23 protein-coding genes, 1 tRNA gene and 1 pseudogene are annotated in these 25,324 nt (G+C 60.6%); 15 read left to right on the top strand and 10 right to left on the bottom strand.

Translation table 11 applies throughout. The features are described 5' to 3' along the window. Position 1: 1 nt before the first annotated feature. The 3 genes from P1U55_RS09220 to P1U55_RS09210 form a co-directional block, all read right to left on the bottom strand. Positions 2-1,027, bottom strand: coding sequence for a BMP family ABC transporter substrate-binding protein (locus P1U55_RS09220; protein WP_301047282.1), 1,026 nt, complete (start codon positions 1,025-1,027; stop codon positions 2-4). Between the two features lie 74 nt (positions 1,028-1,101). Further along, a complete protein-coding gene (locus tag P1U55_RS09215; RefSeq protein WP_301047281.1) occupies positions 1,102-1,482 on the bottom strand; it encodes a hypothetical protein in 381 nt (126 codons plus the stop codon). A gap of 266 nt (positions 1,483-1,748) precedes the next feature. Continuing rightward, positions 1,749-2,423, bottom strand: a complete 675-nt coding sequence (locus P1U55_RS09210; protein ID WP_301047280.1) for a helix-turn-helix domain-containing protein — start codon at positions 2,421-2,423, stop codon at positions 1,749-1,751. A gap of 164 nt (positions 2,424-2,587) precedes the next feature. Here P1U55_RS09210 and P1U55_RS09205 point away from each other — a divergent pair, with 164 nt between their 5' ends. Continuing rightward, complete coding sequence (locus tag P1U55_RS09205; protein ID WP_301047279.1) at positions 2,588-3,337, top strand: response regulator transcription factor; 750 nt, start codon at positions 2,588-2,590, stop codon at positions 3,335-3,337. On the opposite strand, the gene P1U55_RS09200 is transcribed toward P1U55_RS09205, so the two are convergent. The 3 genes from P1U55_RS09200 to P1U55_RS09190 form a co-directional block, all read right to left on the bottom strand. Beyond that, the gene (locus P1U55_RS09200) at positions 3,304-4,854 is read right to left on the bottom strand and encodes a PAS domain S-box protein (RefSeq protein ID WP_301047278.1); all 1,551 of its coding nucleotides are present in this window, start codon (positions 4,852-4,854) and stop codon (positions 3,304-3,306) included. The genes P1U55_RS09205 and P1U55_RS09200 overlap by 34 nt on opposite strands. A 40-nt stretch (positions 4,855-4,894) precedes the next feature. Then, positions 4,895-6,046 carry a site-2 protease family protein gene (locus P1U55_RS09195; RefSeq protein WP_301047277.1) on the bottom strand — a complete coding sequence of 384 codons (1,152 nt, stop codon included), beginning with the start codon at positions 6,044-6,046 and terminating at the stop codon, positions 4,895-4,897. 355 nt (positions 6,047-6,401) lie between these two features. Further along, positions 6,402-6,536 (bottom strand): aa3-type cytochrome c oxidase subunit IV, encoded by a 135-nt coding sequence (locus tag P1U55_RS09190; protein ID WP_301047276.1) that lies wholly within the window; start codon positions 6,534-6,536, stop codon positions 6,402-6,404. 158 nt (positions 6,537-6,694) lie between these two features. Here P1U55_RS09190 and P1U55_RS09185 point away from each other — a divergent pair, with 158 nt between their 5' ends. Continuing rightward, positions 6,695-7,015, top strand: a complete 321-nt coding sequence (locus P1U55_RS09185) for a hypothetical protein (RefSeq protein WP_301047275.1) — start codon at positions 6,695-6,697, stop codon at positions 7,013-7,015. A 13-nt stretch (positions 7,016-7,028) separates the two neighbouring features. After that, positions 7,029-7,184 carry a hypothetical protein gene (locus tag P1U55_RS09180; RefSeq protein ID WP_301047274.1) on the top strand — a complete coding sequence of 52 codons (156 nt, stop codon included), beginning with the start codon at positions 7,029-7,031 and terminating at the stop codon, positions 7,182-7,184. Positions 7,185-7,201: 17 nt separating this feature from the next. On the opposite strand, the gene P1U55_RS09175 is transcribed toward P1U55_RS09180, so the two are convergent. Continuing rightward, positions 7,202-8,017, bottom strand: coding sequence for an ABC transporter permease (locus P1U55_RS09175; protein ID WP_366943038.1), 816 nt, complete (start codon positions 8,015-8,017; stop codon positions 7,202-7,204). 270 nt (positions 8,018-8,287) lie between these two features. Here P1U55_RS09175 and P1U55_RS09170 point away from each other — a divergent pair, with 270 nt between their 5' ends. Beyond that, positions 8,288-9,364: a sugar transporter gene (locus tag P1U55_RS09170; RefSeq protein WP_301047273.1), complete on the top strand. Its 1,077-nt coding sequence runs from the start codon at positions 8,288-8,290 to the stop codon at positions 9,362-9,364. Between the two features lie 28 nt (positions 9,365-9,392). After that, positions 9,393-10,067: an ABC transporter ATP-binding protein gene (locus tag P1U55_RS09165; protein ID WP_301047272.1), complete on the top strand. Its 675-nt coding sequence runs from the start codon at positions 9,393-9,395 to the stop codon at positions 10,065-10,067. Between the two features lie 26 nt (positions 10,068-10,093). Here the strand turns inward: P1U55_RS09165 and P1U55_RS09160 are convergent, their stop codons facing one another. Continuing rightward, positions 10,094-12,784: a calcium-binding protein gene (locus tag P1U55_RS09160; protein ID WP_301047271.1), complete on the bottom strand. Its 2,691-nt coding sequence runs from the start codon at positions 12,782-12,784 to the stop codon at positions 10,094-10,096. Between the two features lie 303 nt (positions 12,785-13,087). Here P1U55_RS09160 and P1U55_RS09155 point away from each other — a divergent pair, with 303 nt between their 5' ends. The 8 genes from P1U55_RS09155 to P1U55_RS09120 all read left to right on the top strand — a co-directional run bounded on the left by P1U55_RS09155 (position 13,088) and on the right by P1U55_RS09120 (position 21,692). Further along, positions 13,088-14,191 carry a polysaccharide biosynthesis/export family protein gene (locus P1U55_RS09155; protein ID WP_301047270.1) on the top strand — a complete coding sequence of 368 codons (1,104 nt, stop codon included), beginning with the start codon at positions 13,088-13,090 and terminating at the stop codon, positions 14,189-14,191. Between the two features lie 84 nt (positions 14,192-14,275). Further along, positions 14,276-15,148, top strand: coding sequence for a BadF/BadG/BcrA/BcrD ATPase family protein (locus P1U55_RS09150; RefSeq protein WP_301047269.1), 873 nt, complete (start codon positions 14,276-14,278; stop codon positions 15,146-15,148). After that, positions 15,145-16,260, top strand: coding sequence for an N-acetylglucosamine-6-phosphate deacetylase (nagA, locus tag P1U55_RS09145; RefSeq protein WP_301047268.1), 1,116 nt, complete (start codon positions 15,145-15,147; stop codon positions 16,258-16,260). Before P1U55_RS09150 ends, nagA begins: the two co-directional genes overlap by 4 nt. Positions 16,261-16,580: 320 nt before the next feature. Next, positions 16,581-17,279 carry a fumarylacetoacetate hydrolase family protein gene (locus tag P1U55_RS09140; protein ID WP_301047267.1) on the top strand — a complete coding sequence of 233 codons (699 nt, stop codon included), beginning with the start codon at positions 16,581-16,583 and terminating at the stop codon, positions 17,277-17,279. A gap of 102 nt (positions 17,280-17,381) precedes the next feature. After that, positions 17,382-18,416 (top strand): TRAP transporter substrate-binding protein, encoded by a 1,035-nt coding sequence (locus tag P1U55_RS09135; RefSeq protein WP_301047266.1) that lies wholly within the window; start codon positions 17,382-17,384, stop codon positions 18,414-18,416. A gap of 166 nt (positions 18,417-18,582) precedes the next feature. Continuing rightward, complete coding sequence (locus tag P1U55_RS09130; protein ID WP_301047265.1) at positions 18,583-19,167, top strand: TRAP transporter small permease subunit; 585 nt, start codon at positions 18,583-18,585, stop codon at positions 19,165-19,167. Continuing rightward, entirely contained in the window at positions 19,164-20,822 is a 1,659-nt protein-coding gene (locus P1U55_RS09125; protein WP_301047264.1) for a TRAP transporter large permease, read from the top strand. The genes P1U55_RS09130 and P1U55_RS09125 overlap by 4 nt, the downstream gene beginning before the upstream one ends. Before the next feature lie 102 nt (positions 20,823-20,924). Further along, positions 20,925-21,692, top strand: coding sequence for an SDR family NAD(P)-dependent oxidoreductase (locus P1U55_RS09120; protein ID WP_301047263.1), 768 nt, complete (start codon positions 20,925-20,927; stop codon positions 21,690-21,692). Between the two features lie 86 nt (positions 21,693-21,778). On the opposite strand, the gene P1U55_RS09115 is transcribed toward P1U55_RS09120, so the two are convergent. Both P1U55_RS09115 and P1U55_RS09110 read right to left on the bottom strand, forming a co-directional pair. After that, positions 21,779-23,149, bottom strand: coding sequence for an FAD-linked oxidase C-terminal domain-containing protein (locus P1U55_RS09115; protein ID WP_301047262.1), 1,371 nt, complete (start codon positions 23,147-23,149; stop codon positions 21,779-21,781). Between the two features lie 9 nt (positions 23,150-23,158). Beyond that, positions 23,159-24,322: a pyridoxal phosphate-dependent aminotransferase gene (locus P1U55_RS09110; protein WP_301047261.1), complete on the bottom strand. Its 1,164-nt coding sequence runs from the start codon at positions 24,320-24,322 to the stop codon at positions 23,159-23,161. A 131-nt stretch (positions 24,323-24,453) separates the two neighbouring features. Here P1U55_RS09110 and P1U55_RS09105 point away from each other — a divergent pair. Then, positions 24,454-24,530: transfer RNA gene (locus P1U55_RS09105), tRNA-Arg, on the top strand. Positions 24,531-25,125: 595 nt separating this feature from the next. After that, a pseudogene (locus P1U55_RS09100) lies at positions 25,126-25,324 on the top strand (hypothetical protein); the annotation flags it as partial.

Raw genomic sequence — 25,324 nt, 5'->3', positions numbered from 1 at the left:
CCTAGTCCGACACAGAAATGCTGCCGTCGATGATGCTTGCGCGCAGGGCCTCAACCTCGGCCTTCAGCGCGTCGGGCACCATGTCGTCCATGTCGTGGAACGGGGCCAGGCTGACGCCGCCATTCTCCAACGTGCCAACCAAAACACCGCCTTCAAAATGGCCGTTCATCGTGGTTTCGATCACGGCGGCAACGGTTGCATCCATGCGCTTGGTGATCGAGGTCAGATAAACGTGCTGCCGCTCGGTATCGGTGTAGTAAAGATCGGCATCCACGCCGATGATCTTCAATTTGTCGACCCCAAGCTCATCGGCCAATGTGGCCGAGCCAAGCCCAACCGGGCCGGCGACCGGCAAAACGATATCGGCCCCCTCGTCGTATAGGTTCTGGGCATAGGCCCGCCCGTCATCGAGGTTGTCGAAATTGTTGGTGAACAGCCCTTCGCGCGTGTCTACATTCCAGCCCAGCACGGTGACGTTATCATCCTTCACTGCGTTCCAGTGGTCGACGCCGCGCACGAACCCATCCATGAAAATCGTCACTGGCGGGATATTGATGCCGCCGAAGGTGCCAAGGATTTTTGTCTTCGACATACCGGCAGCAAGATAGCCCCCCAGAAAAGCCGCCTGATCGGTGGCATAAACCTGCCCCAGCACGTTCTCGATTGGCGGATCATAGGCAAAGTCGACAATGGAAAACGGCTGATCCGGGTTCGCCTTTGCGGCTTTCTCGGTCGCGTCCCCAAGCAAAAAGCCAACCGTAATGATGATATCGCAATCCCCATCAATCAGCGAATTGATATTGGCGTCATAGTCAGTCTCGGCTTGCGATTCGAGGAAACGTCCTTCGACGCCCAGGTTTTGCTCGGCATCCAGAACGCCTTTCCAGGCCGTCTGGTTAAAGCTGTTGTCGTCGATGCCCCCGGTATCGGTGACCTGGCACGCCGTGAAGGCAAGGGCCGGGTTGGCGAGCGCCATGGCGATCAGCGCACCGCCGACCATTGAGGCTGTCCGAAAAAACACTCTCATCTTCCACATCCTTTCACGGGTCGTTTCGATTTTCTTATTGCTAGGCCATGTCGCGCCGCGCCAATTGAGGCAAATCAATCGGCGGGGTGGTTTTTCTTCAAATGCATCGAAAGGCGCAAAAGCGCCGCCAGAATGGCCTGGCCCAGAACGGGTGAGCGGCCAGAGCCCATGACCCGGTCATTGTCGCGGCTGTCGCTTTCCCGCAAAGAGCAGCGCCAGTGTCCGTCGCGATCATTGGCGCGCCCGTGGATATGCACGGCCCAATTGGGATAGGCATCATCGGCGATCAGTAGCGCCCCATCGGTGGTTGAAATCTGTTCAGCCGTCAGGCGATCAAAAAGGTGATCGGGCAGCAGGTATCCAAGCGCATTCGCAACGCCGCCGAAATCCGCAAGCGGCATGTCACCGCGCGTTTCCAGCTCTTCGATCAAGAGGTCCAGCTCAGGGTCTTTCATCGCAAATGCCTCCGATTGGGAAAGGAAAGATCATATTGCGGCAACGCCATCGCTGCCCATTAATCGCCCCTTGCTCATGCCTGATCCGCGATCATGGTAAGCCGGTCGGCAAGGCGCGCGTTGATATTCGTCAATGCTGCGCGCAACGCGCATTGCCGCAATCTGGCACGCGTGCGCATCTCTCCGGCAGCACAGGGAAATCAATACCGGGCGTTTCACCCTTGGGGTCTGTTCGTTGGCGGGGCGGGTGCCGCGCAGATCGGGAGTCAGCCTTTGCCGCCTTGGGAAAGAGACGTAAGAGCAGCAGGTTTCAGAACAACGATGGAGTGGATGTTCTCGATTTTGATGATCCCGCTCTTGCGCATCTGGGTCAGGGTCCGGCTCACGGTTTCGGTGGTCAGGCCCAGAAAATCGGCAATATCGGCGCGGCGCATTGGCAGATCAACCTTGCACACGCCGTCATGGCAGCGCCCAACCCGGCCCGCCAGAACGGTGAGAAAGGACGCGACCCTTTCGCTCGCCGATTTCCGGCCAAGCATCATGAAATGATCCTGCATCGCGCTGATTTCGCCCAGCGCCGCCTGCAAAAGCTCGCCATGCAATTCAACATCCTTTTCCGGGTGTTCCAGCAGGCTTTTTCGATAGGGTTGCAGGCGCGTATCCACAAGCGCGTCGCAATCGGTGTGGTGGCAGCCGTTGGCCGGAAACCCCACAACATCTCCGGGATAGCCAAAGGCGATAACCTGACGGCGGCCGTTTTCCAGAAGGCGCGTCTGGCGCAAAACTCCCGCGGTGACCTGATAAAGCCAGCTCACCTCGTCGCCTTCGTAAAACAGATAGTTCCCCGCCCTGATCTGCGTCTCACGCGCGCAAACGCAGGGCCTTGAGATGCTTGGGGCGGCACCCCCTGTCTGGTCATCGGTTGATAGCGTGACATACATTCTGTTGGCCCCCGGGTTTCCATCCAAGCGCCAAGTTGCCTAAGCCACGTAACCCTATTCTCGCTGAAGTTGTCTGAAAGTGTATCTTATTGTATGAATATGTTTGGAGCGTGGTGTGGCACTGTGTTTCAGGCAAGTGAATCCAGGCAAAACCGGGGGGCGCGATGCAAAAGGCATCCATTCTCGTCGTTGAAGACGAGGCCAAAATCAGAGCCCTCCTGCGCAATGTGCTGGAAAGCGAGGGGTTCAACGTTATCGAATCCAAGTCCGGTGATGATGTGATCGACCTGATGGCATCCCACCCGATTGCGCTGATCACGCTCGATATCCGGCTTGGCAGCGAGAACGGTCTTGATCTGGCGCGGCAGATTCGGCGCATCTCTTCCGTGCCGATCATCATGGTGACGGGCCAGAATGACGTGATCGACCGTGTCGCCGGATTGGAAATTGGGGCGGACGATTACATCACGAAACCCTTCCATGTCCGCGAGGTGATCGCGCGGGTCCGCAGCCTGCTGCGCAGGGCAGGGCCGCCGCCCGAACTTCATGACACCTCCGAAGAAAGCCAGCGATACCTGTTTGATGGGTTAACCGCTGTTCCCGACCGGCTGGAAATTACCGACCGTGACGGCAAGGACAGCTCGCTGACAAGCGGGGATTTCAAGCTGCTTACCGTCTTTCTGGAACGCCCCAAGCGCGTTTTGTCGCGGGATCAGTTGATGGATCTGACAGGCGGCCAGGACTGGAGCCCGCTTGACCGGACCATCGACAACCAGGTCGCGCGCCTGCGCAAGAAGATCGAGCGCAACCCGTCAGAACCCGGCTTGATCAAAACCGTGCGTGGTGTCGGATATACTCTGGCCTGCGAGGTCGAGCTGGTTCAGCCGTCAGAATCATCGTCCAAAAGCGCCTGAAGCCGCAACACAAGATCAGATTGGCGATAAGGCTTGTGCAAAACCTCATGGGTGCGCCCATGCGGAAGACGCGCTGCAACGATGTCGCTGGCGTAGCCCGATGTCAAAAGAACCTTCAGCTGCGGAAAATCCGTCGCCAGCTTGGCGGCAAGGTCATAGCCGCTGAGATTGCCGGGCATGATGAGATCAGAAAACACAATGTCGACGTCAAGGCCTGACGTGAGCATGCTATAGGCCTCATCGCCGCTGACCGCTTCTTCAACCTCAAAACCCAAATCCCGGATGCGCGCGACCGACAGTTTGCGCACGATTGGGTTGTCTTCCACCACCAGCACCGTCCGCCCATGCCCAAACGGGGTTTGCGCAACCTTGCCCGCCGCCAGCGAGCGCTCGTTTGCCACGGCGCTTTCCGATAGAGCGGGGAAATAAAGACCAAAGCTCGTGCCCAGCCCCTCTTCACTATAAAGCGTGACGTGCCCGCCGGTCTGACGCACGAAGCCATAAACCATTGAAAGCCCCAGCCCGCTGCCCCCACTCTCGGACTTTGTGGTAAAGAAGGGCTCAAATGCGTGTTTCTGTGCTTGGGGCGTCATGCCCGCGCCATCATCGCTGACCGAAAGCCGCACGTAATGGCCGGGCTCAACGTCAATTTCCTGCGCCATGTAACTGTCATCAATCGTGACATCGGCAATCGAAATCAGCAACCTGCCCTTGCCGTTCATCGCATGCCGCGCGTTCAGGGCAAGGTTCATCAGCGCTGATTGAAGCTGCCCCGGATCAACAAGTACAAGGCTGGTGACGGGGGCGTAATCCGTTTTGATGGTGATCTGCTCGCCAAGGGTGCGTTCCAATATCACCAGTGTGGCATCGCACAGTTTGCGCAGGTCAGACTTCACGGATTTCAGGGTGTTGCGCCGCGCAAAGATCATCAGGCGCGATGTCAGATCCGCGCCAAGTTCCGCCGCCTCCAGAGCATCGCGGATCAGGGTTGTTTGCGCATCCTCACGGGTGCGGGTTTCAAGCAATTCCAGATTGCCGATGATAACTGTCAGCAAGTTGTTGAAATCATGCGCGATGCCGCCCGTCATCTGGCCAATAGCGTCAAGGCGCTGTGACCGGGCGAGGGCGGCTTCGGTCTGGGTGCGTTTCGTCAGGTCATGCAGGATGCCAACGAACATCAAACTGCCGTCCACCTCGGCGCGCCCGATCGACAGATGCAGCGGAAAAACGGTGCCGTCCCTGCGCTGCCCTTCAACTTCGCGGCCAATGCCGATGATCCGTTTTTCGCCGGTTTCAATGTGGTGCTGCATGAAGCCGTCATGGCGGGTTGCCAGCGCCTCGGGCATCAGCATGTTCAGGCTTTCCCCGATCATGTCTTCCGCCGCATAGCCAAACATCATGCTGGCCGCCGGGTTGGCACGCATGATCATCCCATCCCGGTCCGCCAGGATGATCGCATCCCCGGCCGCATCGAGAACGGCATGAAGAAATGCTCTATCTGTGACCGCGTTTTCCATCGTACCCCGCATTTCCGAGCAGGGTTGCGAAAAACGCCGGTCAAGACAAGGATGATTGGTGCGATTGGGCGACTGCGAGGTCCGAAAGCTGCAAATGCCGGATGATGTCCGACAGGGAAATAACGCCAACAAGGCGATGATCTTTGACAACCAGAAACTTGCGTTGACCGGTTTTCGTGATGGTCGCCATCAGGTCCTGTATCGGCGTTTCGGGCGTGGTGGTCGCGGCCTCATCCAACCCTGCAAACACATCTCCCACGCGCGTGCTTGACCAATGCTCCCGATCAATGCCGGAAATCATCGCTTGGTCGATATGACCAAGAAGAACGTCGTTTTCAATGACCGGAACGAAGCTGACGCCATGGCGCAGCACAACCTGATTGACAACATCCGAAAGCCTGCGCTCCGGCCCCACCGTGATCGGCCTGCGCTGCATCAGATCGCCCACAACCCGGCCCGTGAACACCGCGCGCGTGACCTGCTGTTGATAGGCGGATCGCGCGGCCATCAAAAGGAACCCGCCGATCATCATCTGCCAGATCGCGCTAACCACCGCGCCCTGAAACAGGGCCAAAAGCCCAAGACCCATCAGGGCATAGGCAAAGATGATACCGGCCTTCGTCGCTGTCTCGGTCGCCCGCAGGATGTCACCACGGCGGTGCCACAGCCACGCCCGCAGGATGCGCCCGCCATCAAGCGGGAAAGCAGGCACCAGATTGAAGACCGCGAGGATCAGGTTGATCGTCGCAAGGTACGAAAGCACCACTGCCGCCGCTTCAAGGTTTTGGGAAAGCCGGGCAATTACGCCTAAAAACCAGAACCCAACCGAGAGTCCAAGGCTCATCACCGGCCCCGCAACCGCGACCCAAAACTCCTCCATCGCCGATCGTGGCTCGCTCTCCAACTCGGCAACGCCGCCGAACAGGAACAGGGTGATGCCCCCGATCCGCAGGCCAAAGCGTCTGGCCACGACGGAATGTGCCAGTTCGTGCAGCAGGAGCGAGGCGAAGAACAAGAGCATGGCGACGACCGCCATAATCAGGTAACTGCCCGCGCTTTCACCCGGAAACGTGTAGGGAAAATAGTGCTGGCCAAGGCTCCATGTGATGATCGCAGCGATAATCAGCCAGCTTGGGTCGATCTTTATGTCAAAGCCACCGATAGAGAAAAGTTTCACCGCACTCGTGAACATCTGCGACTCCTTTCACGAAGAAGTCTTGCACAATTCCGATCCGGCGATTTGATATTGCTCAAAAAGGTTGGCCGGGCAGAAGCCGCGATCCGGTTGTTCAACCCCTAGCGTGCAGGATAATCCGCACGCCCGCTTTTTGCCAGCGATCAAGGTGCCATCTGTCAACCGCGCTCGTTTTGCCGCGCCTGATGCAATGGGCAGCATGGCGGCCAAAGCGGTTCCCCTAACGCCAAGTCTTTTCCCGGCTGACCATCATCGGCGGGAAGACCCCCGGCATCAGCCGTACCGGGCGCGAATCAATGGTAGCCCCGCACCGCATAAAACCGTCCCTGCCGATCAAACCGCTCGCGGAAGATCAGCCGTTGACCAGCGCCAGAAAGATCAGAAAAACGATAATCCCAATCGTGGATTTGGTGACAAAGCTGATGAAGCCGTCAAAAGTTTTCTGCTGCTCGGAGCAATCCATCTCGCCATGCTTATGATCAGCCATTTGGGCCTCCCGAAAATCCTGTTGCCGTCGCAGATAACGCATTTCCACAAGCGCCGTCCAGCCTCCCCTTGGTCGCACCCCAAAACTATCGCCTGAAACAGCACCGCAACCTCAGGGCCAGGCCCCGCCAGAACAGGCCAACCCATGAAAGCTGCGCGGTGAGGCTGCCCCGGCGGGCTTGGGGCAATTACAACGGCTATGCCTTGTGGGGCGCCGACAACCACTTTGACAATGACACCACGCTGATGACGGTGGTGTCCTACTTCTCGCCAAACAAGGCGGGGATGGGTGGCAGCGGTGTGGCGATAACCCCAATGATCGCGGATATCGCCGCCATGTGGGAGCTTTATGGCCCCCCGCGCAGCGTGGGGGGCGGCATCAGCGATTTTGGCGGGCAGACCGCCAATGTGGTAGTGTCCGCGACCAGCGTGATCGAGAATGTCATCACCGGGTTCTGGCGCGGATCGTGTGCTGGGTAATAATGTGATTGTGATGGATGTCGACGTGGTGCGCGATGACTTGAACGCCGCAAAGATGCCGGAGGGCGCGTCCAGCGCCGAGGCCCTTTATGCGGGTCCGCTAGAGATGGAACGGGAGACGGCGCAGCAGGTTGGACCGTTTGACGCGGATGCCTTTGACTTCATCTGAAGCAGCGGTGGCGGGCCTTAGAAGTTGATGATGTCGCGGTGGTAGCGGCGCAGGAACACCAGGCCCAGGGCCAGCGTTACGGCCCCGATCGCAAACACATAGCCTGCCGAAACATAGCCGTTGTCATAGGTTGCATAAATCCCGCCACGCACCTGCCCCACGATATGGATCAACGGATTCCACCACAGCCAATCCTGATAGGGCTGGGGCACGTCATCAAAGATGAAGAAGATGCAGGAGACGATGAACATCGGCCTGTTGAGGATGGCCCATGTCCGCTCCCATGAGGGGTAGGTTGAGAGCAGGTAGCAATTGAGCGTGCCGATCCCGAGAGCCAGCCAGAAGGCCATGGCAAAGCCCAGCGCGATGGACGGCACATCAAGGATGAGCTTGAGGTCATAGGCCCAGATGATCGCCGACAGCAGGATGAAAAACACCAGCGCCTGGGTGAGCGCATTGAGCAAGAAGCGCGCAAGCAAGGCGTCAAGATAAGTGACGCCGGGGTAGAACAGCAGTTGCTTGGAAAAGCGCAGCGAGGTGGAAACCTTGTTGCTCACGTCCATGTAGGCGACAAAGGGAAGCATCCCCGACGCGTAAAACAGCGGAAAATTGGTGCCGAGCGACGGCGCGCGCAGGGCAAGGGAGAAGATCACCGAAAGCAGCGCAATCCCGGCCACCGGCTCAAGCACGGCCCATAAATACCCTGCCGCGCTGCGCCCATAGGTGGTCGACATTTCACGGATAAACAGCGCCAGTACGGTGCGCCATGTGCGAAAACGTGCAGGTCTGGCGGGCCGGTTCGGCAAGGATGCCATTTCTTCAGTGTTGGCCATCGTGGGAACTGGCACCCTTATGCAAGGTTTGATAAGCCTCTTTCGGACAGTGGCGGCAGAATGAAGGGCACGCGCTTGGAAGACAAGGCCCCCAACGACCCAGCGATGAGTGCGAAGCCCGGGCCCATGGCTATGCCCAAGCGTCGGGTTGGACCGGCCCCCAACGCTGCCGGTGCGGGTGTTGCCGCAGCGGGCGGAGACGGCGCTGCACAGCTTCCCACGCGCAAACCAGCCGGGCGTGCCCGCGCGAGGCGGCGTCATTTTGGGCTTATGCTATCGTTTCTTTTGATCGTGGCGCTGCCCGTGGCGGCGGCGGGGATCTACCTGTTCGCCATCGCGGATGACCAATACGCCACGCGTGTTGGTTTTTCGGTGCGCAAGGAAGAAACCAGCACGGCCATTGAGATTTTGGGCGGGATTACCCAGCTTGCCGGGACCGGCAGCAATGACACCGATATCCTGTTTGAATACATTCAGAGCGCCAACATGGTGCGTGCGGTGAATGGCAAGGTTGATCTGGTGGCCGCCTATTCGCGCGACAACGATCCCTTTTTCGCGCTTGGCGAGGATACCCGGATCGAGGCGCTGACCGACTATTGGAACACGATGGTTGATGTTTATTTTGACAGGTCCAGTGGGCTTATCGAGATCAGGGTGCGGGCTTTCACGCCCGAAGAGGCGCTGGCGATTGCCGAGGCAATCCGCAGTGAGAGCACCCGCACCATCAACGCCCTTTCGGAAACCGCCCGCGAGGATGCCACGCGCTATGCGCGCGAAGAACTCGACAAGGCGATCGAGCGGTTGAAAGTGGCCCGCTCGGCGATCACCGCGTTTCGCACCAAGAACCAGATCGTTGATCCCGAGGCCGATATTCAGGGCCGGATGGGCCTGCTCAACACGCTTCAAGCCGAACTGGCGGACGCGCTGATCGAGCTGGATCTGCTGCGCCAGAACAGCCGCGCCGATGATCCGCGTATCGTGCAGGGGGAGCGCCGTGTGGATGTGATCCGCAACCGTATCCGTGCAGAGCGCGCGCGCTTTTCGGAAGACAGCGAAAGCTCGCAGGAGCAGGAAGCCTATTCACAGATTGTCAGCCAGTATGAAGCGCTGGCGGTGGACCGGAAATTTGCCGAGGAGGCTTACGTTGCCGCGCTGGCGGGCTTTGATGCCGCCACCGCAGCAGCACAGCGCCAATCGCTGTATCTGGCAACATTCGTCGAGCCTGAACTTGCGGAAACGGCGGAATATCCGCGCCGATGGGTCATCCTGCTTACGCTTTTGGGGGCGCTTCTTACCGGCTGGATCATCCTTGCGATGATCTACTATTCGCTGCGCGACCGGCGGTGAGCGGGCAGCGGACGGAGGTAGCGAAGCGATGATCGAGCTGCGAAACCTATCAAAAGCCTACCGGGTAGACGGCAAGGAAACCGTGGTGGCCGATGGCCTCAACTTTACCTTCCCGGCCCGCACAGCTGTGGGCGTTCTGGGCCGCAACGGTGCCGGAAAATCGAGCCTGTTGCGGATGATCTCTGGGGCAATGGAGCCGGACGAGGGCGAGGTTGTGGTGCATGGAACCGTCTCATGGCCGGTGGGATATGCTGGCTCCTTCCACCCCGAGTTGTCCGGGCTGCAAAACACCCGTTTCATTGGCCGGGTTTATGGGGTGGACACGGATGATCTGGTTGCCTTCACCGAGGATTTTTCCGAGCTGGGCAGCCATTTCAGGATGCCGGTGCGAACCTATTCCAGCGGGATGCGCTCCAGATTGGCGTTTGGCGTTTCTATGGGCATCCAGTTTGACACCTATCTGATCGACGAGATCACGGCGGTGGGGGATGCTTCGTTCAAGGCCAAGTCAGAGGCGCTTTTGCGTGCGAGGCTCAAAGAAGCGGGCGCGGTTTTTGTGAGCCATGCGCTGGGGCAGGTTCAGCGGCTGTGTGACCATGCGGTGGTTCTGGATGGTGGGCATGCCACCTATTACACCGACGTGAGAGAAGCCGTGCGCCACCATCAGAACATGATGGCAAAAAGCGGTGCCTCTGGCGGGTAAACCCTGAAGGCGCGGCTCGCTTCCTGTTACACAAAATCGAACTGATCGGCAGAGAGATCCGAGAGCGACACGTTCTCAAGGATGATCGTCTGGTCCTGCCAATCAAGATACACATCGTCCCCCTGCTGGCTGAGGTCGAGGCTGTTGAACTTGACCGAATCGTTGATGCCGCCGACGAAGCGCAGGCTGATCACGTCCTGGCTGACGTTAAAATCAGTGATCACATCAATTGCGCCTGCATCCTTGATATAAAACTGGAAGGTATCGGCCCAGCCGCCGCCCGTCATCACGTCATCGCCCTCACCGCCGTTGATTGTGTCGCGCCCGGCTCCGCCATTGATGTAGTCGTCGCCGTTACCGCCGTTCAGGATATCGTGGCCATCGTTGCCATATATGCGATCATCATCATCGCCCGCACCGACTGAATCATTGCCGGTTCCGCCGTAGATTTCGTCTTTTCCCAGACCGCCGCCAATAATGTCGTTGCCGTTGCCGCCGTCGATGTAATCGTGGCCATAGCTGCCGGCCATGTGGTCGTCGCCGTCGCCGCCGTAGAGGGTATCGCTGCCCCACCCGGCTGACATTTTGTCATCGCCGCCGTTGCCTTCCATGATGTCGTGGCCGGGGCCAGCGCCCATCCAGTCATCGCCCTCACCGCCATAGAGCGCATCGTTGCCAAAGCCGCCGCCCATGCCGTCATTGCCATCACCACCGTAGAGAATGTCGTCACCGTCGGATGCGGCCATATTGTCATTTCCGCTGCCGCCGTAGAGCACGTCATCGCCATCGCGGCCTAGGAGCGAGTCTGACATGTCGCCACCGTAGAGCACATCATTGCCTGCGCCGCCGTCGAGCCAATCGGCCCCGCCGCTGCCCTCAAAGTAGTTGTCGCCCGCGTCCCCTACGAAGGTGTCGTTCTTGCTGCTGCCGATCACGCCTTCGATCGAGTCAAAGCTGTCATTTCCGGCGAGGCCACTGTTTTGGGCGGGGTTGGAAAAGTTGACCTTCACCCTTTGGTCGTCGGCCGCGTAGCTGACGATATCAAGGCCGTCGCCACCGTTGAAGGTATCTGAACCACCGCCAGACACAAAGATATCATCGCCACCGAAGCCTTCGAAGGTGTCGTTGCCGGTGCCTCCAACAAGCGTGTTGGCGCCGTCATGCCCCATGAGTGTTTCACCGGCCTGTGGGTCTGTTCCGGTGTCAGGGTCATCCTCGGCCTCGGCAATTTGCAGCGGGCCGCGCTCGACTTCGTAGGTGGACATGAAGGTGAAATCCATATTCCAGACGTCATCGAGGGTGAGGGTGGAGCCATCGGCGGGGTAAATTTCGACCCTATCCTGCCCCCAAGTGAGGCTCAGCCCGCCGCCATCAATCTCTTTGATCGAGAATTGCGCGACCGAATAGAGCATGTTCCAGCTCGACAGGTCGATCGTATCGAGGCCGAACTCATAATCATGGATGCGGTCGGTATAGGTATCGCCGGAGTGCAGCACGAAAATGTCGGCACCCGCGCCGCCATAAAGATGGTCACGCCCATCGCCATCCACCAGCACATCGTTGCCGCCTTCGGCGCGCAGGGTGGAGTGGCCGGTGGTGGCCATCAGCAGATCGGCGGCGTCGCTGCCCGTGGTGCTGCCGGAGGTGATGCTGAACGCCACGGCATAATCGGAGATATCATAGGTGAATTGCAGCACCCCTGCGTCGCCCTCAGAGGTGAGGAAGATTTCGAGCGTGTCGCCCACCTCGGTTGCGGCGATGGAGGTGACGCGATCAACCGGAACCTCGGCGGTGCCTTCAAAGCTTTCGAGGTGGATAAGCTCGCCAGCCGGGGTGAGCGCGAAGATCGAGAAGCCACCATCGGCCCCAGCGGCAATCACCAGGCTGCGGCCTTCGCAAACCTCGATAACCTCCAGCGCGGTGAGGTTGCCAAAGCGGGTGTCCATGCTGTCAATCAGGTGCTGTTCGGCGGTGAGCATGCCATCGCTTTCAACCGCCAGAACGGTGAGCGAGGAGCTGCCCATGGCCCCGGCGACGACATATTCGGTGCCTGAAACGGTGGCGCTATCCATCGCGGTGATGGTTTGCACCGGCAGGCTTTGCTGGGTGCCGAAGTGCTCAACCTCGATCAGCCCGCCTGTGGAGGTTACGGAATAACCGGTGATGCCGTTCTCGGTGGCGGAGCCCACATAGAGGAAGGTTTCGCCGTTAACTTCGGCGACGGTCATCGCGGCGATGCCCTCAGCGTAGGCGATATCGTTGTCGGTGACTTCGCCCACCGGGGTGAGGCGCGGCTCGGCGGTGGATACCTGATACACCGCGACGCCCGCGCCGTTTTGTGCCGAGATGAAAGCGAAGGTGGTGCCATCAATCGTGGTGCAGAGCAGGTTGCCCGTGGTTCCAAAGCTGGCCGCGTTGTTGAAGTAAACCTTCGCCGAGCCGGTTTCGCCCGCTTCGGCAGCCGCCAGCGCCGCATCAAGCGCCGCGTCGGGCAGCTTCACGGTGGTGCCGAAGAAATCAAAGCTGGTTTTATTGCTGAGGTTGCCGCCATCTGCTTCGGTGGCGAGGCCGTTGCCTGCGGCGTTGAGGCCCTCCCAGTTGAACGACCCGGCGTCAACCAGTGTGACCCCGTTTTCGCCGTTGTTGAGGGAACCGAAGTTCAGCTCCATGCCCGGAACTGCGCCAGCGATAGACCCGATGAATTTGATACCAGACATTGCCCACTCCAGCTTTGTATCTTGAGGGCAGGAATGCCGCCGACGCGGGGCGAGATGCGGGACGGGTTTGTGGCGAAACCGGGCTTAACCGCGAAGACACATATCAAATACGAAGGATCGCGGCGCAGGCGGCGTTTTGGGCCTGTTGGAGAGGGGAGGCAGCGCGTGCGGGGCTGTGGATAAGTGCGGCACAGCGTAAACCCCTTGTTTTGCCCACTTCATCTAGGTTGACCTTTGCCCACTGCACACCGTATTTTGTGGATCAAACCTGCCACCAAGGCGGGACGCACCAGTTCGGGGGATATGGTGATCAAGCTCATTCGGCCTATGTTGGTCTGCCTGCTTGTGGCGGGTTGCACCCTGCCTCGTGGCGCGGCGATTCAATCGGAAGTTCTGCGCGAGCAGGACGCCGAGAACCCATCCATCGCGGTTTATCCCGTAACGCGCGCTTTGCTGCCGCGCTTTGCCAACTGGCCCTATACCGGCACTTCGATCCGCTCTGACGGCTGGCTCAAGGGCGGCGGTGGTGCTGGGTCACAGTTGATCAAGCCCTATGACCGGGTGGATCTTGTGGTGTGGGACAGCGAAGACAATTCGCTGCTCACCTCTGAAGGTCAGAAGCTGGTGGAGATGCGCAACATGCGGGTCAACGGGAATGGCCAGATCTTTGTGCCTTACCTCGGGGAGCAGCGCATTTCGGGCAAAACACCCGATGCGGCCCGCCGCCAGTTGGAGCGCGCGATGATTGAGATTGTGCCTTCGGCGCAGGTTCAGATTGCGATCATGACGAGCACCCAGAGCGTGGTATCGCTGGTGGGCGGCGTTAACGCGCCGGGCACGGTGCCGCTGCCCGAAGGCAAGTTTACCGTGTTGAACCTGATCGCGCAGGGCGGCGGGCCGCAGGCCACGCTGCGCAACCCGCGTGTGCGGCTCATCCGGGGGGGCCACACCTATGCGACCTCGCTCCAGCGGCTTTATGACAACCCCAGCCTCGACACTTCGTTGACGGGTGGCGACAAGGTGGCACTGGTGAGCGATGACCGCTACTTCCGCTCGCTGGGGGCCAGTGGCGCCGAGCAGATTTTCTACTTCGACAAGGAACATATTTCGGCGCTTGATGCGGTGTCGATGTTTGGCGGGCTGTCTGACCAGCGGGCCAACCCGAAGGGTGTGCTGGTGCTGCGCAACTATGGCTCAGGCGCTGTGCGCCCTGACGGAATTGCCGGGCCGGAAAACGCGCGCACGGTGTTCACCATTGACCTGACAACGGCGGATGGGCTTTTCTCGGCCGAGAAGTTTGCGATCCACCCGCAGGATACGGTGCTGGTGACGGAATCGCCCGTGACCTCGGCGCGCACGGTCTTTTCGATCGTGGGCAGTGCCTTCGGTGTTGCGAACCAGCTTTGACCAGGCGCGCGCAGGGAAGGGTTGAGGGAGCGTAACCCGCGCCTCGCCTCTTTTATTTGCGGGCGTCTCTGCCATACATGATCCATGCAGGATGAGCAGAACACAAGCACACGGGCGCTGGGCTGTGACGGGGGCGGCAGCGGCTGCCGGATGGCGCTGATCTGGGATGGTGCCCGCTTTGAGGTGGTGGGCGGACCGGCCAATGTTTCAACCGACCGGTGCGGCGCTGAGGAGGTGCTTGCACATCTGTTGAGCCGGGTAACAGAGCAGGCCGGGCTGATCATTGGCGATCTGGCGCAGGTGCCTGCCTATTTTGGCCTCGCCGGGATAATTTCAGAGGATATGGCCAGTGCGCTGGCCCGCAGCCTGCCGCTGGAACGGCTGGTGGTGGAAGAGGACCGGCGAGCCGCGGTGCGCGGTGCTTTAGGGCCGAAGGCGGGGTTTGTCGCCGGGATTGGCACCGGCTCTTATCTGGCACGGCAAGGCGCGGATCAGAGCTTTGTGGCCACCGGCGGGCATGGGCTGGTGCTTGGCGATGAGGCAAGCGGCGCATGGGCCGGGCGAGAGGCGCTGCGTGCGGTGCTGGCGGCGGAAGATGGGCTGACGCCCGGTTCCCCCCTGACCAAAGCCTTGCGCCACGAGTTTGGCGGGCCTGCCGGAATTATCGCCTTTGCGGGCACCGCCCAACCGGCGGATTTTGCCAAGCTCGCCCCAAGGATATTTGACGCCGATGGCAAGGGTGATGCTGCGGCGCGGTATATCGTGGTGCAGGGGGCCGATTACATTGCGCGGGGCCTGCTGGGGCTGGGCTGGCGCGAGGGTGATGTTTTGTGCCTCGCAGGGGGATTGGGGCCAAGCTATGGGCCGCATTTGCCTGATGAAATGCAGGCGGCGCTGGTCCCTGCTGAAGCCTCGGCGCTGGATGGCGCACTTGCACTGGCGAAGGAGGCGGCATGAGCCTGGTGGCCTACCGCGCGGCGGCGCTGCATGACGGCAAGGTGCTTTGCAAGGGCCGGGTGCTGCTGGTTGAAGGCGGGGTTTGCCTGGGTGTGGTTGCGCCAGAAGAGGTGCCCGGCAACGCCGAGTGGGTAGACCTTGGCGCAGCGACGATTGCGCCGGGCTTGGTGGATCTACAGGTGAACGGCGGCGGCGGGGTGATGCTGAACGACGCGCCTGACGCCGCAACCATTGCCCGGATTTGCACCGCCCATGCGGCCGAGGGCACAACAACCCTGCTGCCCACACTCATCACCGATAGGCCCGAGGCGACCCGCGCGGCAATTGCCGGGGCGACAGCGGCCGGAACCGGGCTGCATCTGGAAGGGCCGCACCTTGATCCGCGCCGCGCCGGAGCCCATGCGCCCGCTTTGATCCGGGCGATGGAGGCGGATGATCTGGCGCTCTTGTGCGAGGCCGCAAAGGCGCTGCCTGCGCTTCTGATCACGCTTGCCCCGGCCAGCGCCACGCCTGAGCAGATTGCGGCGCTTGTGGCGGCGGGCGCGGTGGTGTCGCTTGGCCATGCGGAATGCAGCTATGAAGAGGCCGCAGCGGCAGAGCGGGCGGGGGCGCGATCTGTGACCCATCTTTTCAACGCGATGAGCCAGATGCAGGGGCGCACACCGGGGCTTGTGGGTGCCGCCCTTTCCAGTGAGCGGCTGGCGGCGGGGCTGATTTGCGATGGCATCCATGTGCATCCGGCCAATATGCGGACGGCGATGCGGGCGCGGCCCGAGGCGATTTACCTTGTGAGCGATGCGATGGCGGTGGCGGGCACGGCGCTGGACTACTTCAACCTGAATGACCGCGAGATCCTGCGGCGGGACGGGCGGCTGACGCTGGCTGATGGCACGCTGGCGGGGGCTGATCTGGTGCTGCTGGAAGCCGTGCGCAATGCGGTTGCCCAATGTGGCACGAGCCTGGAGACCGCGCTGGCCATGGCCACGGGACGACCTGCCGCGCTGATGGGCTTGAAAGCGGGGCGGCTGGAGGCGGGTGCGCCTGCTGACATTATCGTGCTGGGCGCGGCGCTGGATCTCGTGGCCGTTTATCGCGCGGGATCAAGGCTTTAACCGCGTGCGGCTTGGCCAAGGCCCGGCCTGTTGATCACCCCGGTCGGCGTGCAGAACCCTTTGTGAACTGCATCGGGGCAGCGATCACGCAGGGTGGCTTGGGGCCTCATGGTGCGTGATTTTGCTCAAGCGGCTTCCATGTGGTGAGACTGTCAGGCTACACACTGCCAGACGACAGGCGAATTGGCTGGGCTTGCAACAGCGCAAAGCGCTCCGGTTTTCGCCAGGATCGCCCATCGCGCGGATGAGGAGGATGTTCTCGTTCGCATCCATAACCAGCCGCTGCACCAGATGCTGGATCACGACGAGGAACGCGAAAGATGACCGATTACCTTTTCCCCCCGCCCGAAGTGAAATCCATCCCGGTGGAGGGTGAGGCCGCGAAATACCCGGTGAATCGGATCTTTTGCGTGGGCCGAAACTATGCCGCCCATGCCGCCGAGATGGGCATGGAGGTAGACTCGGAGGCCCCTTTCTACTTCACCAAATCCACCTTCGCGGTGCTGCCCTCAGGCGAGACCCTGCCCTACCCGCCGGGGACAGAGAACTTTCACTATGAAATGGAGCTGGTGGTGGCGATTGGGGAGCCGGTCTTTCGGGGAAGCCGGGATGAAGCCGAGCGGGCGATATACGCTTACGGCTGTGGCCTCGATATGACGCGCCGCGATCTTCAGCAAGAAGCCCGTGAGAAGGAGCGCCCATGGGATTTGGGCAAGGATGTTGAGGGATCGGCGGTGCTTGCACCGTTGACCAAGGCGGTCGATTTTGGCACGCCGGGCAAGCAGCGCATCCACTTGGAATTGAATGGCGAGGTGAAGCAGGACGCGCATTTGAGCGATTTGATCCATAGCTGCGTTGACGTGGTGATGGACCTGTCGACCTTTTATCACTTGCAGCCCGGTGACGTGATCCTGACGGGCACACCCGCTGGCGTTGGCCCGGTTGTGGCGGGAGACAAGCTCACCGGCGGAATTGATGGGCTGGCCCCGATCGCGTTGACCATCGGGCAGCCTGAGTGAGGCTCCTTTCGCGCATCAACCAGTGACCGCTGCCATTTTATCAAGAACCACACCTATAGACGGAGGCGCAAAAGCCCCCGACGATTCTGACAGGGAGACACCATGATCAGCAAACGCACCCTCATCGGCGCAATGGGCGCCACGGCACTGGGCCTGACCCTTGCAACCACCGCGATGGCACAGGAGGTGACCCTGCGGATGCACCAGTTCTTGCCCGCACAGGCCAATGTGCCCAAGAACGTGCTTTTGCCTTGGGCCGAAAAGATCGAAGCCGAGAGCAATGGCCGCATCAAGATTGAGCACTTCCCATCGATGCAGCTTGGCGGCAAGCCGCCCGAGTTGATTGATCAGGTGATCGACGGCACCGCCGACATTATCTGGACGGTTACCGGCTACACCCCGGGCCGGTATGCGCGGACCGAGGTTTTTGAGCTGCCCTTCATCATGACCGACGCCGAAACCATGTCTCGCGCGTTTTGGACGCTGGCGGAAGAGGAGATGTTTGACGAGGAGTTCGCCGCGTTCCATCCGCTTGGCCTGTGGGTGCATGGCCCCGGCGTGATCCACAGCACGGACCCGGTAGAGGAAGTGGCTGATCTGGAGGGCATGAAACTGCGTGCGCCAACGCGGGTGACCACCATGCTTTTGGCAAACCTTGGTGCAACGCCGGTTGGGATGCCGGTGCCTGCGATCCCGGAATCGCTTTCAAAGGGCGTGGTGGAGGCCGCGATCATCCCATGGGAAGTGGTTGGCGGGCTCAAGGTGTCGGAGCTGGTGGAAAACCATACCGAGTTTCCCGACAAGGCGCTTTACACCAACACCTTCATCTTTGCGATGAACAAAGCCAAATACGAGGCGCTGCCCGACGATCTGAAGAAGGTGATCGACGATAACTCTGGGTATGAGTTTTCGGCCTTTGCGGGCAAGCAGATGCAGGAAGATGACGCAGGCCCACGGGCCACTGCGCTGGAGATGGGCAACAACATCATCGAGCTGACGCCCGAGCAGGCTGCCGAGTGGGAAGCGGCTTCAAAATCCACCACAGAGGCTTGGATCAAAGAGATGGACGAGAACGGCCTCGACGGCACGGGACTCATGGAAAAAGCCAAAAAGCTGCTCGTTGAGCACGGCGGTTAAAGCCAACCGGAAACCAGTTTGGGGCCACGCCCGCCGTGGCCCCGGCACAACCGAAAGCACAGCAACCGCAATTCAAACGACAGTGCCCCGGCTGGTCAAAGCACGCGCTTTGGCCTAACGGAACGCACCGCCCCGGCGATGATGGAGCGGTTGGGGGAGGGACGGCGTGCTGAAAGCGATGATCTATCTGGCCAGAACCATGGCGCTGATCGGCGGGGCCGTGCTGACGGCGCTTGTGATCCTGACCTGCATCAGCGTGATGGGCCGGGAGCTGAACGCGCTGGGAAATGCCAGCGGCTGGGCTGCGGTGCTGCAACCGATTGGCAATTTCGCCCGCTCTATCGGCATTGGCCCCATCAACGGGGACTTCGAGGTTGTTGAAGCGGGGGTGGCCTTTGCGATCTTTGCCTTCTTGCCAGTGGCGCAGCTTTACAGCAGCCATGCCACGGTGGATGTGTTCACCTCGTTCCTGTCACGCAAGGCCAACATGATCATCATGGCGTGTTGGGAGCTGGTCTTTTGCATCATCATCTTGCTGATCACCGCGCGGCTTTTCGCAGGCTTTGAGGGCAAGCTCAGCAATGGCGAGACCTCGCTGATGCTGCAATTCCCCATCTGGTGGGCCTATCTGGCAAGCTTTGTTGCCGCCATCGCCGCCTCGGTTGTTGCGGTTTACGTTGCCATCGCCCGTTGGGCCGAGCTGGCCACAGGCCGCCAATGGCTGCCCGGCGCTGAGGGAGCGGAGCGTTGAGCCTTCTCGAGCTGGGATATCTTTCATTCCCGATCCTGCTTGTCATGATCTTTCTGCGTGCGCCCATTGGGCTGGCGATGCTGGTTTGCGGTCTTGGCGGGCTATATTTTGCCACGGGTGACAGCAGCATGTTTCTCAACAAGCTGAAGGGGGAGGTTTATTCGACCTTTTCCAGTTACTCGCTGACCATCATCCCGATGTTTTTGCTGATGGGCCAGTTTGCCACGCTCTCGGGCATGTCTTCGGCGCTGTTCAAGGCCGCCGAAAGCTGGCTGGGCCATCGCAAGGGCGGTGTGGCCATGGCCACGGTGGGGGCCTGTGCGGGCTTTGGTGCGATCTGCGGGTCTTCGCTGGCAACAGCGGCCACCATGGGCCGGGTCGCCTTGCCGGAATTGCGCCGTTATGGCTACTCCGGCGGGTTTAGCACCGCGACGCTGGCGGCGGGCGGCACGCTGGGCATCCTGATCCCGCCCTCGGTGATCCTTGTGATCTATGCCATCCTCACCGAGCAGAACATTGCCAAGCTGTTTCTTGCGGCCTTCCTCCCGGGCCTTCTGGCGGCGGTTGGCTACATGATCACCATCACCATTTACGTGCGCCTTTACCCCGATGCCGCCGGCACGCGTGAGCCGATCCCGATGGATGAGCGTTTCAAGGCGCTGTTTGACGTGTGGCCGGTGCTTTTGGTCTTTGGCCTCGTGGTGGGGGGGATCTACCTTGGCTGGTTCACCCCGACAGAAGGCGCGGCGGTGGGTGCGGCGGGCACTGGGATCATCGCGCTGATCTCGGGCAACCTGAACTGGAGGCTCTTCAAAGAGGCGATCATCTCGACGGCGCAGAGCACGGCGATGATCTTTTTCATCGTGCTTGGCGCGGGGTTTTACAATGCGTTCCTCGCGCTCAGCCAATTGCCGCAGGAGCTTTCAGCCTCGATCGTTGGCCTTGGCTGGAACCCGTGGATGGTGCTGGTCCTGATCCTCGCCTTCTACCTCCTATTCGGTTGCCTGATGGACAGCCTCTCGATGATCCTGCTCACCATCCCGATCTTTTTTCCCATCGTTGCCAACCTCGATTTTGGCCTCGTCTCGCTGATTGATCTCCAGTCAGCCCGGTTTGATGCGATGCTGGCCGAGAGCCAGACCATATGGGAGGGGTTGAGGGCCGGGGCGATAGAGAGCTTCAGTGACCGCAGGTTTGAGCGCACCCTCGCGAGCGCAAATGAGCATATGGCCGTGCTTGGCCTTGGAACGGTGCAAGACGGGGTGGCCCTTTCGCAGTATCAGATAGCCGCCATCCTCAATGAAGCCACCCCCGAGGCGGTGCGCACGGTTGAGGAAATGCTGGCAAGCGGCGCCGTGGTGGACAACGACGCGATGCGCGAACTTGGCATCCGGGGGGCCAACGAAGCCGCCCTGGCGCGGGCCAATCTGGAGCAGGTTGCCATATGGTTTGGCATCCTTGTACTGATCGTGGTGGAAGTGGGCCTTATCACCCCGCCGGTGGGGATGAATCTGTTCATCATCAACGAGATGGACCGGTCCACGCCCATGGTGCAAACCTACAAGGCCGTTATGTGGTTTGTGGGCTCTGATATCGTGCGGGTTGGGCTGCTGGTGCTCTTCCCGATCATCACGCTGATCCTGATCCCGATTTAGGGGTCATGCCGCCAGCCAGGCCACGGCGGGCCGGCGGCTGAGCAAAAATAGGTATGAACGACCTTTCGTTTGACGACGAATAGCAACTGCAGGAGGAAAGACATGCAGATCAAAGGAAACCTCGCCATTGTAACCGGTGGCGGCAGCGGGCTGGGTGCGGCCACCGCAAGGCACCTTGCCGGGCTGGGCGCAACGGTTGCAGTGCTGGATTTTGACAGCGAAAAGGCCGCCGCCGTGGCCAGCGAGATTGGCGGCATCGCAACCCCGGCTGATGTATCCGATGAAGCCGCGGTGCTGGCCGCCGTTGAAAAGGCGGCCAGCGAGGCTGGCAAGGCGCCGCGCATGGCGATCAACTGTGCTGGCCTTGGGTTTGCCGCCCGGATCGTGGGCCGCGAGGGCAAGCTTTCGACCGACCTCTTTGAAAAGGTCCTGCGGGTGAACCTGTTTGGCACATATTTCGTGATGTCACACGCCGCCCGGCTGATGCAGGAAGCAGATTCGGTGGGCGCTGACGGGGAGCGTGGCGTGATCGTGAACACCGCGTCCGCAGCCTATGAAGACGGCCAGCTTGGCCAGGCTGCCTATGCCGCTTCGAAGGGGGCTATTGCCTCAATGTGCCTGCCCGCTGCGCGGGAGTTTGCCAAAACCGGCATCCGGGTGAATGCCATTGCGCCGGGCCTTTTCAATACCCCGATGATGGAAAGCCTGCCCGAAGAAACCACGGCGCAGATCGTTTCAAACATCCCCTATCCGCACCGGCTGGGCGCGCCCGAGGAATATGCGCGGCTGACGCAGCACATCATTGAAAATGCCTATCTGAACGGAACCACAATCCGGCTGGATGGCTCTGTGCGCCTGCCACCGCGTTAAGCAACGTCCCGTGGGCAGCATTTTGAAGCCGGGACGTTTGCTTTAACCCGGCGGGCGATGCTGCCTGCGGCGAGGCGCAAGGCCCCCTACTGCGGCAAAACCTTGCCCGGATTGAGGATGCCCTTTGGGTCAAGCGCGGCCTTGATTGCCCGCATCGGCTTAAGCGCGTCGCCGTGTTCGGCTTCCATATACTTCATCTTGCCCTGACCGATCCCATGCTCGCCGCTCACCGTTCCGCCAAGCGCCAAAGCGGTTTCGGCGAGGTGCTGTGAGAAGGCATGGGCGCGGTCCATTTGCGCCGGGTCATCACGATCAAACCCGATGGTGCAATGGTAATTTCCGTCCCCCACATGGCCAACGATCACCGGCTCAAGGCCAAGCTCACCCGCTTTCAACTCGGCGGCAGATACTGCCTCTGCAAGCCGGGAAATCGGGACGCACACATCCGTTGTCATGGTTTTCATGCCCGGAAAAAGCGCCTTTGAGGCATGGTGCCCGTTGTGGCGCATGGCCCATAGCGCGTTGCGCTCTTCGGGCTTTACCGTCCAGGTGAAATCCTGCGCGCCAAACTCGGCGGAGACCTCACCAAACAGCTCGGCCTGCTCGGCCACGGCGCTTTCGGAGCCGGAGAACTCAAGGAAAAGATGCGGCTCTTCAGGCAAGCCCGGCCCGCCGGACAGGTTGAACCCACGCACCATTGCGCCATTCACCAATTCGATCCGGGCCATGGGAATGCCGGTTTGGATGGTGGCGATAACCGTGTTCACCGCGTCATCCACGGTGGGAAACCGGCAGGTTGCAGCCGAGATCGCCTCTGGCTGGCCGTGCAGGCGCAGGGTGAGCTCGGTGATGATGCCAAGCGTGCCCTCGGAGCCGATGAGCAGGTGGGTAAGATCATACCCCGAGGAGGATTTGCGGGCGCGCGAGCCGGTGCGGATCACCCGGCCATCGGCAAGCACCGCCTCCAAGGCCAGAACATTCTCGCGCATGGTGCCGTAGCGCACGGCCATGGTGCCCGAAGCGCGGGTTGCCGCCATGCCGCCGAGCGAGGCATCTGCCCCCGGATCAATCGGGAAGAACAGGCCAGTGCTGCGTAGCTCGGCGTTGAGCTGGGATCGGGTGACGCCGGGCTGCACGGTGGCATCCATATCGGCGCCATTCACCGCAAGGATATGGTTCATCAACGACATATCCAGCGTGAGCCCGCCCTTCACCGGCAGGTGGTGCCCTTCAAGCGACGTGCCCGTACCATAAGCCGTGACCGGCATTTCAGCCGCATGGGCGATCTGCATGATCTGCGAGACTTCGCCGGTGTTTTGCGGATAAGCGACAGCTTCGGGCAGGGTGAGCGGGAAATGCGCCTCATTCTGCCCGTGAGCATTTCGCTCGGCATCGCTGCGTTTCAGCCGGTCACCCAGCATATCGGCAATGGCATCAATGGCGGCGGCGTATCCCATGGGGTCCTCTCAGAGCATCTTGGCGATGCGGGCGAGCGCCTCGCGGATATTGTCTTCGCTGTTGGCATAGGAGAACCGCAGGTAGCCCTCGCCATTTGCGCCAAAGCTGGTGCCCGCGACGGTGGCCACGCCGGCCTCCTCAAGAAAGCGATCCTGCGCCTCGCGCGCCGAAAGCCCGGTGCCCTCGATATTGGGAAAGGCATAAAACGCCCCGGCGGCATCACTACAGCGCACACCCGGCAGGGCATTTAACCCCGAAACGATAACCTCCCGGCGGCGATCAAACGCCTTGACCATATCATGCACCGCATCCTGCGGCCCCTCCAGCGCGGCGATCCCGGCAAATTGGGTGGCGGCGTTCACGCAGGAATGGTCATTGATGCAAAGCCGCGTGGCATGTTCGACCAGGGCATCGGGCCAAACGGCATAGCCGAGGCGCCAGCCCGTCATCGCGTAGGTTTTTGACCAGCCATCAAGCATGATGAGGCGGTCACGGATTTCGGGATAGTTCAGCAGCGAGACGTGTTGGCGACCGCCGTAGAGCATGCAGGAATAGATCTCATCTGACATCAAAACCACATCGGGGTGCGCGGCGAGGCCCGCCACCAGTTTGTCGATCTCGTCCTTGGGCGTCACCCCGCCGGTGGGGTTGGCGGGGGAGTTGATGATGATGAGCCGGGTGCGCGGCGTAATCTGGGCCAGCACCTCATCGGCAGAAAAGGCAAAGCCCTTTTCCTCAGACAGGGCAATCGGCACCGGGGTGGCACCGGAATACTTGATAACGCTCTCATAGATCGGGAAGCCGGGGTTGGGATACATGATCTCCGCCCCCTCCTCCCCAAGCAACATGCAGGCGAAAAACATGGTGGGCTTGCCGCCCGGTTGCACCACCACATTGTCGGGGTTCACCTCGGCGCCATGGCGGCGATACAGATCGGCGGCAACGGCCTCGCGCAGCGTGGGCAAGCCATTGGCGGGGGTGTAGCCGTGGTGGCCATCGCGCAGCGCCTTTATGCCGGCCTCAACGATATGCGCCGGTGTCTGAAAGTCTGGCTGGCCGATCCCGAGGTTGATGATGCTCCTGCCCTGAGCGGCCAGCTTGCCCGCCCGCGCCAGCACCTCAAACGCGCTCTCCGTGCCAAGCCGCGACGTGCGTTTTGCCAGTGTCACCATGGCTGCAATCCTCCCCACAAGAGCCATCGTTGTGCCGTGACGGGGCTAAAATGAAAAGGGGCAAGCCTGCCACCAGCCGGGATTATCGAGAGTTGAACGCATGAACGCACCAAGCTACACCCTGCCCAAGCGGCCCCGTGGCTCAACTGGATAGAGCAGCCCCCTCCTAAGGGGCAGGTTGTTGGTTCGAATCCAACCGGGGTCACCAAAGCTACCTGAAAAATATGGCATATTTACAGGACTTTGTGCAGGAGCTTGCAGAAAGTCCCGTGAGCTTTCACGCCAAATTCGGCGGGAATGGCCGAAATCTCGTACAAATCCTGTACAAAATTCGCACATCTTTACGCACTTTGGGGACTTCCAATGAGTTGGCGGGTGGCGAACACATGCGCGGAACGCAAGTTTGGCAGCGCAACGCGCAAACAGATCATCATGTTCCTGGCCGACAAGGCGTCAGACGATGGGTCGGGCATCTGGTGTTCAAAGGGGACGATCCAGCGGCATACGGAGCGAGGCGAGACCACAGTCAAGCGCACCGTGCGCGCGTTCCTGAAGGAAGGCATCCTTGTCGAGACCGGCGCACGGACCTGCAAGAACGGCTTCACCGTCGTTTACCGGATTGATCTGGCTAAGGTTGAGGCGCTGGAACCGACCGCAGAGCCTGAGATTGAGACGGGGACCACAGTGGACCCGTCCAGACTGGGTCCGGTACGGGGGCCACTGTGGCCGGGGTACCGGGGCCACCACGGCCCCCGAACCATTCTAAAACCATCCATAAACCACCTACGCGCAAGCGGGACGCGGTGGAGGATGAAGAGGCTGAGAAGATTTGGGCAGCCTATCCATTGGGTCGACTTTGCGGCAAAGCGGCCTGCCTTGCCCAGGTTGAAGAGGCCATGAAGGAAGAGATCAGGCCTGACGACTTGCTGCAGGCGGTCCAAGCCTACGGGCTCTGTTGCACAAATCGTGGTGTGAACGGAGTTCCCCTTTCCCTGGACACAC

This window comes from Vannielia sp. (genome assembly GCF_029212645.1).
Classification (GTDB): domain Bacteria; phylum Pseudomonadota; class Alphaproteobacteria; order Rhodobacterales; family Rhodobacteraceae; genus Vannielia.
The sequence above is the reverse complement of the archived record's forward strand: the minus strand, read 5'-3'. Positions and strand labels throughout refer to the sequence as shown.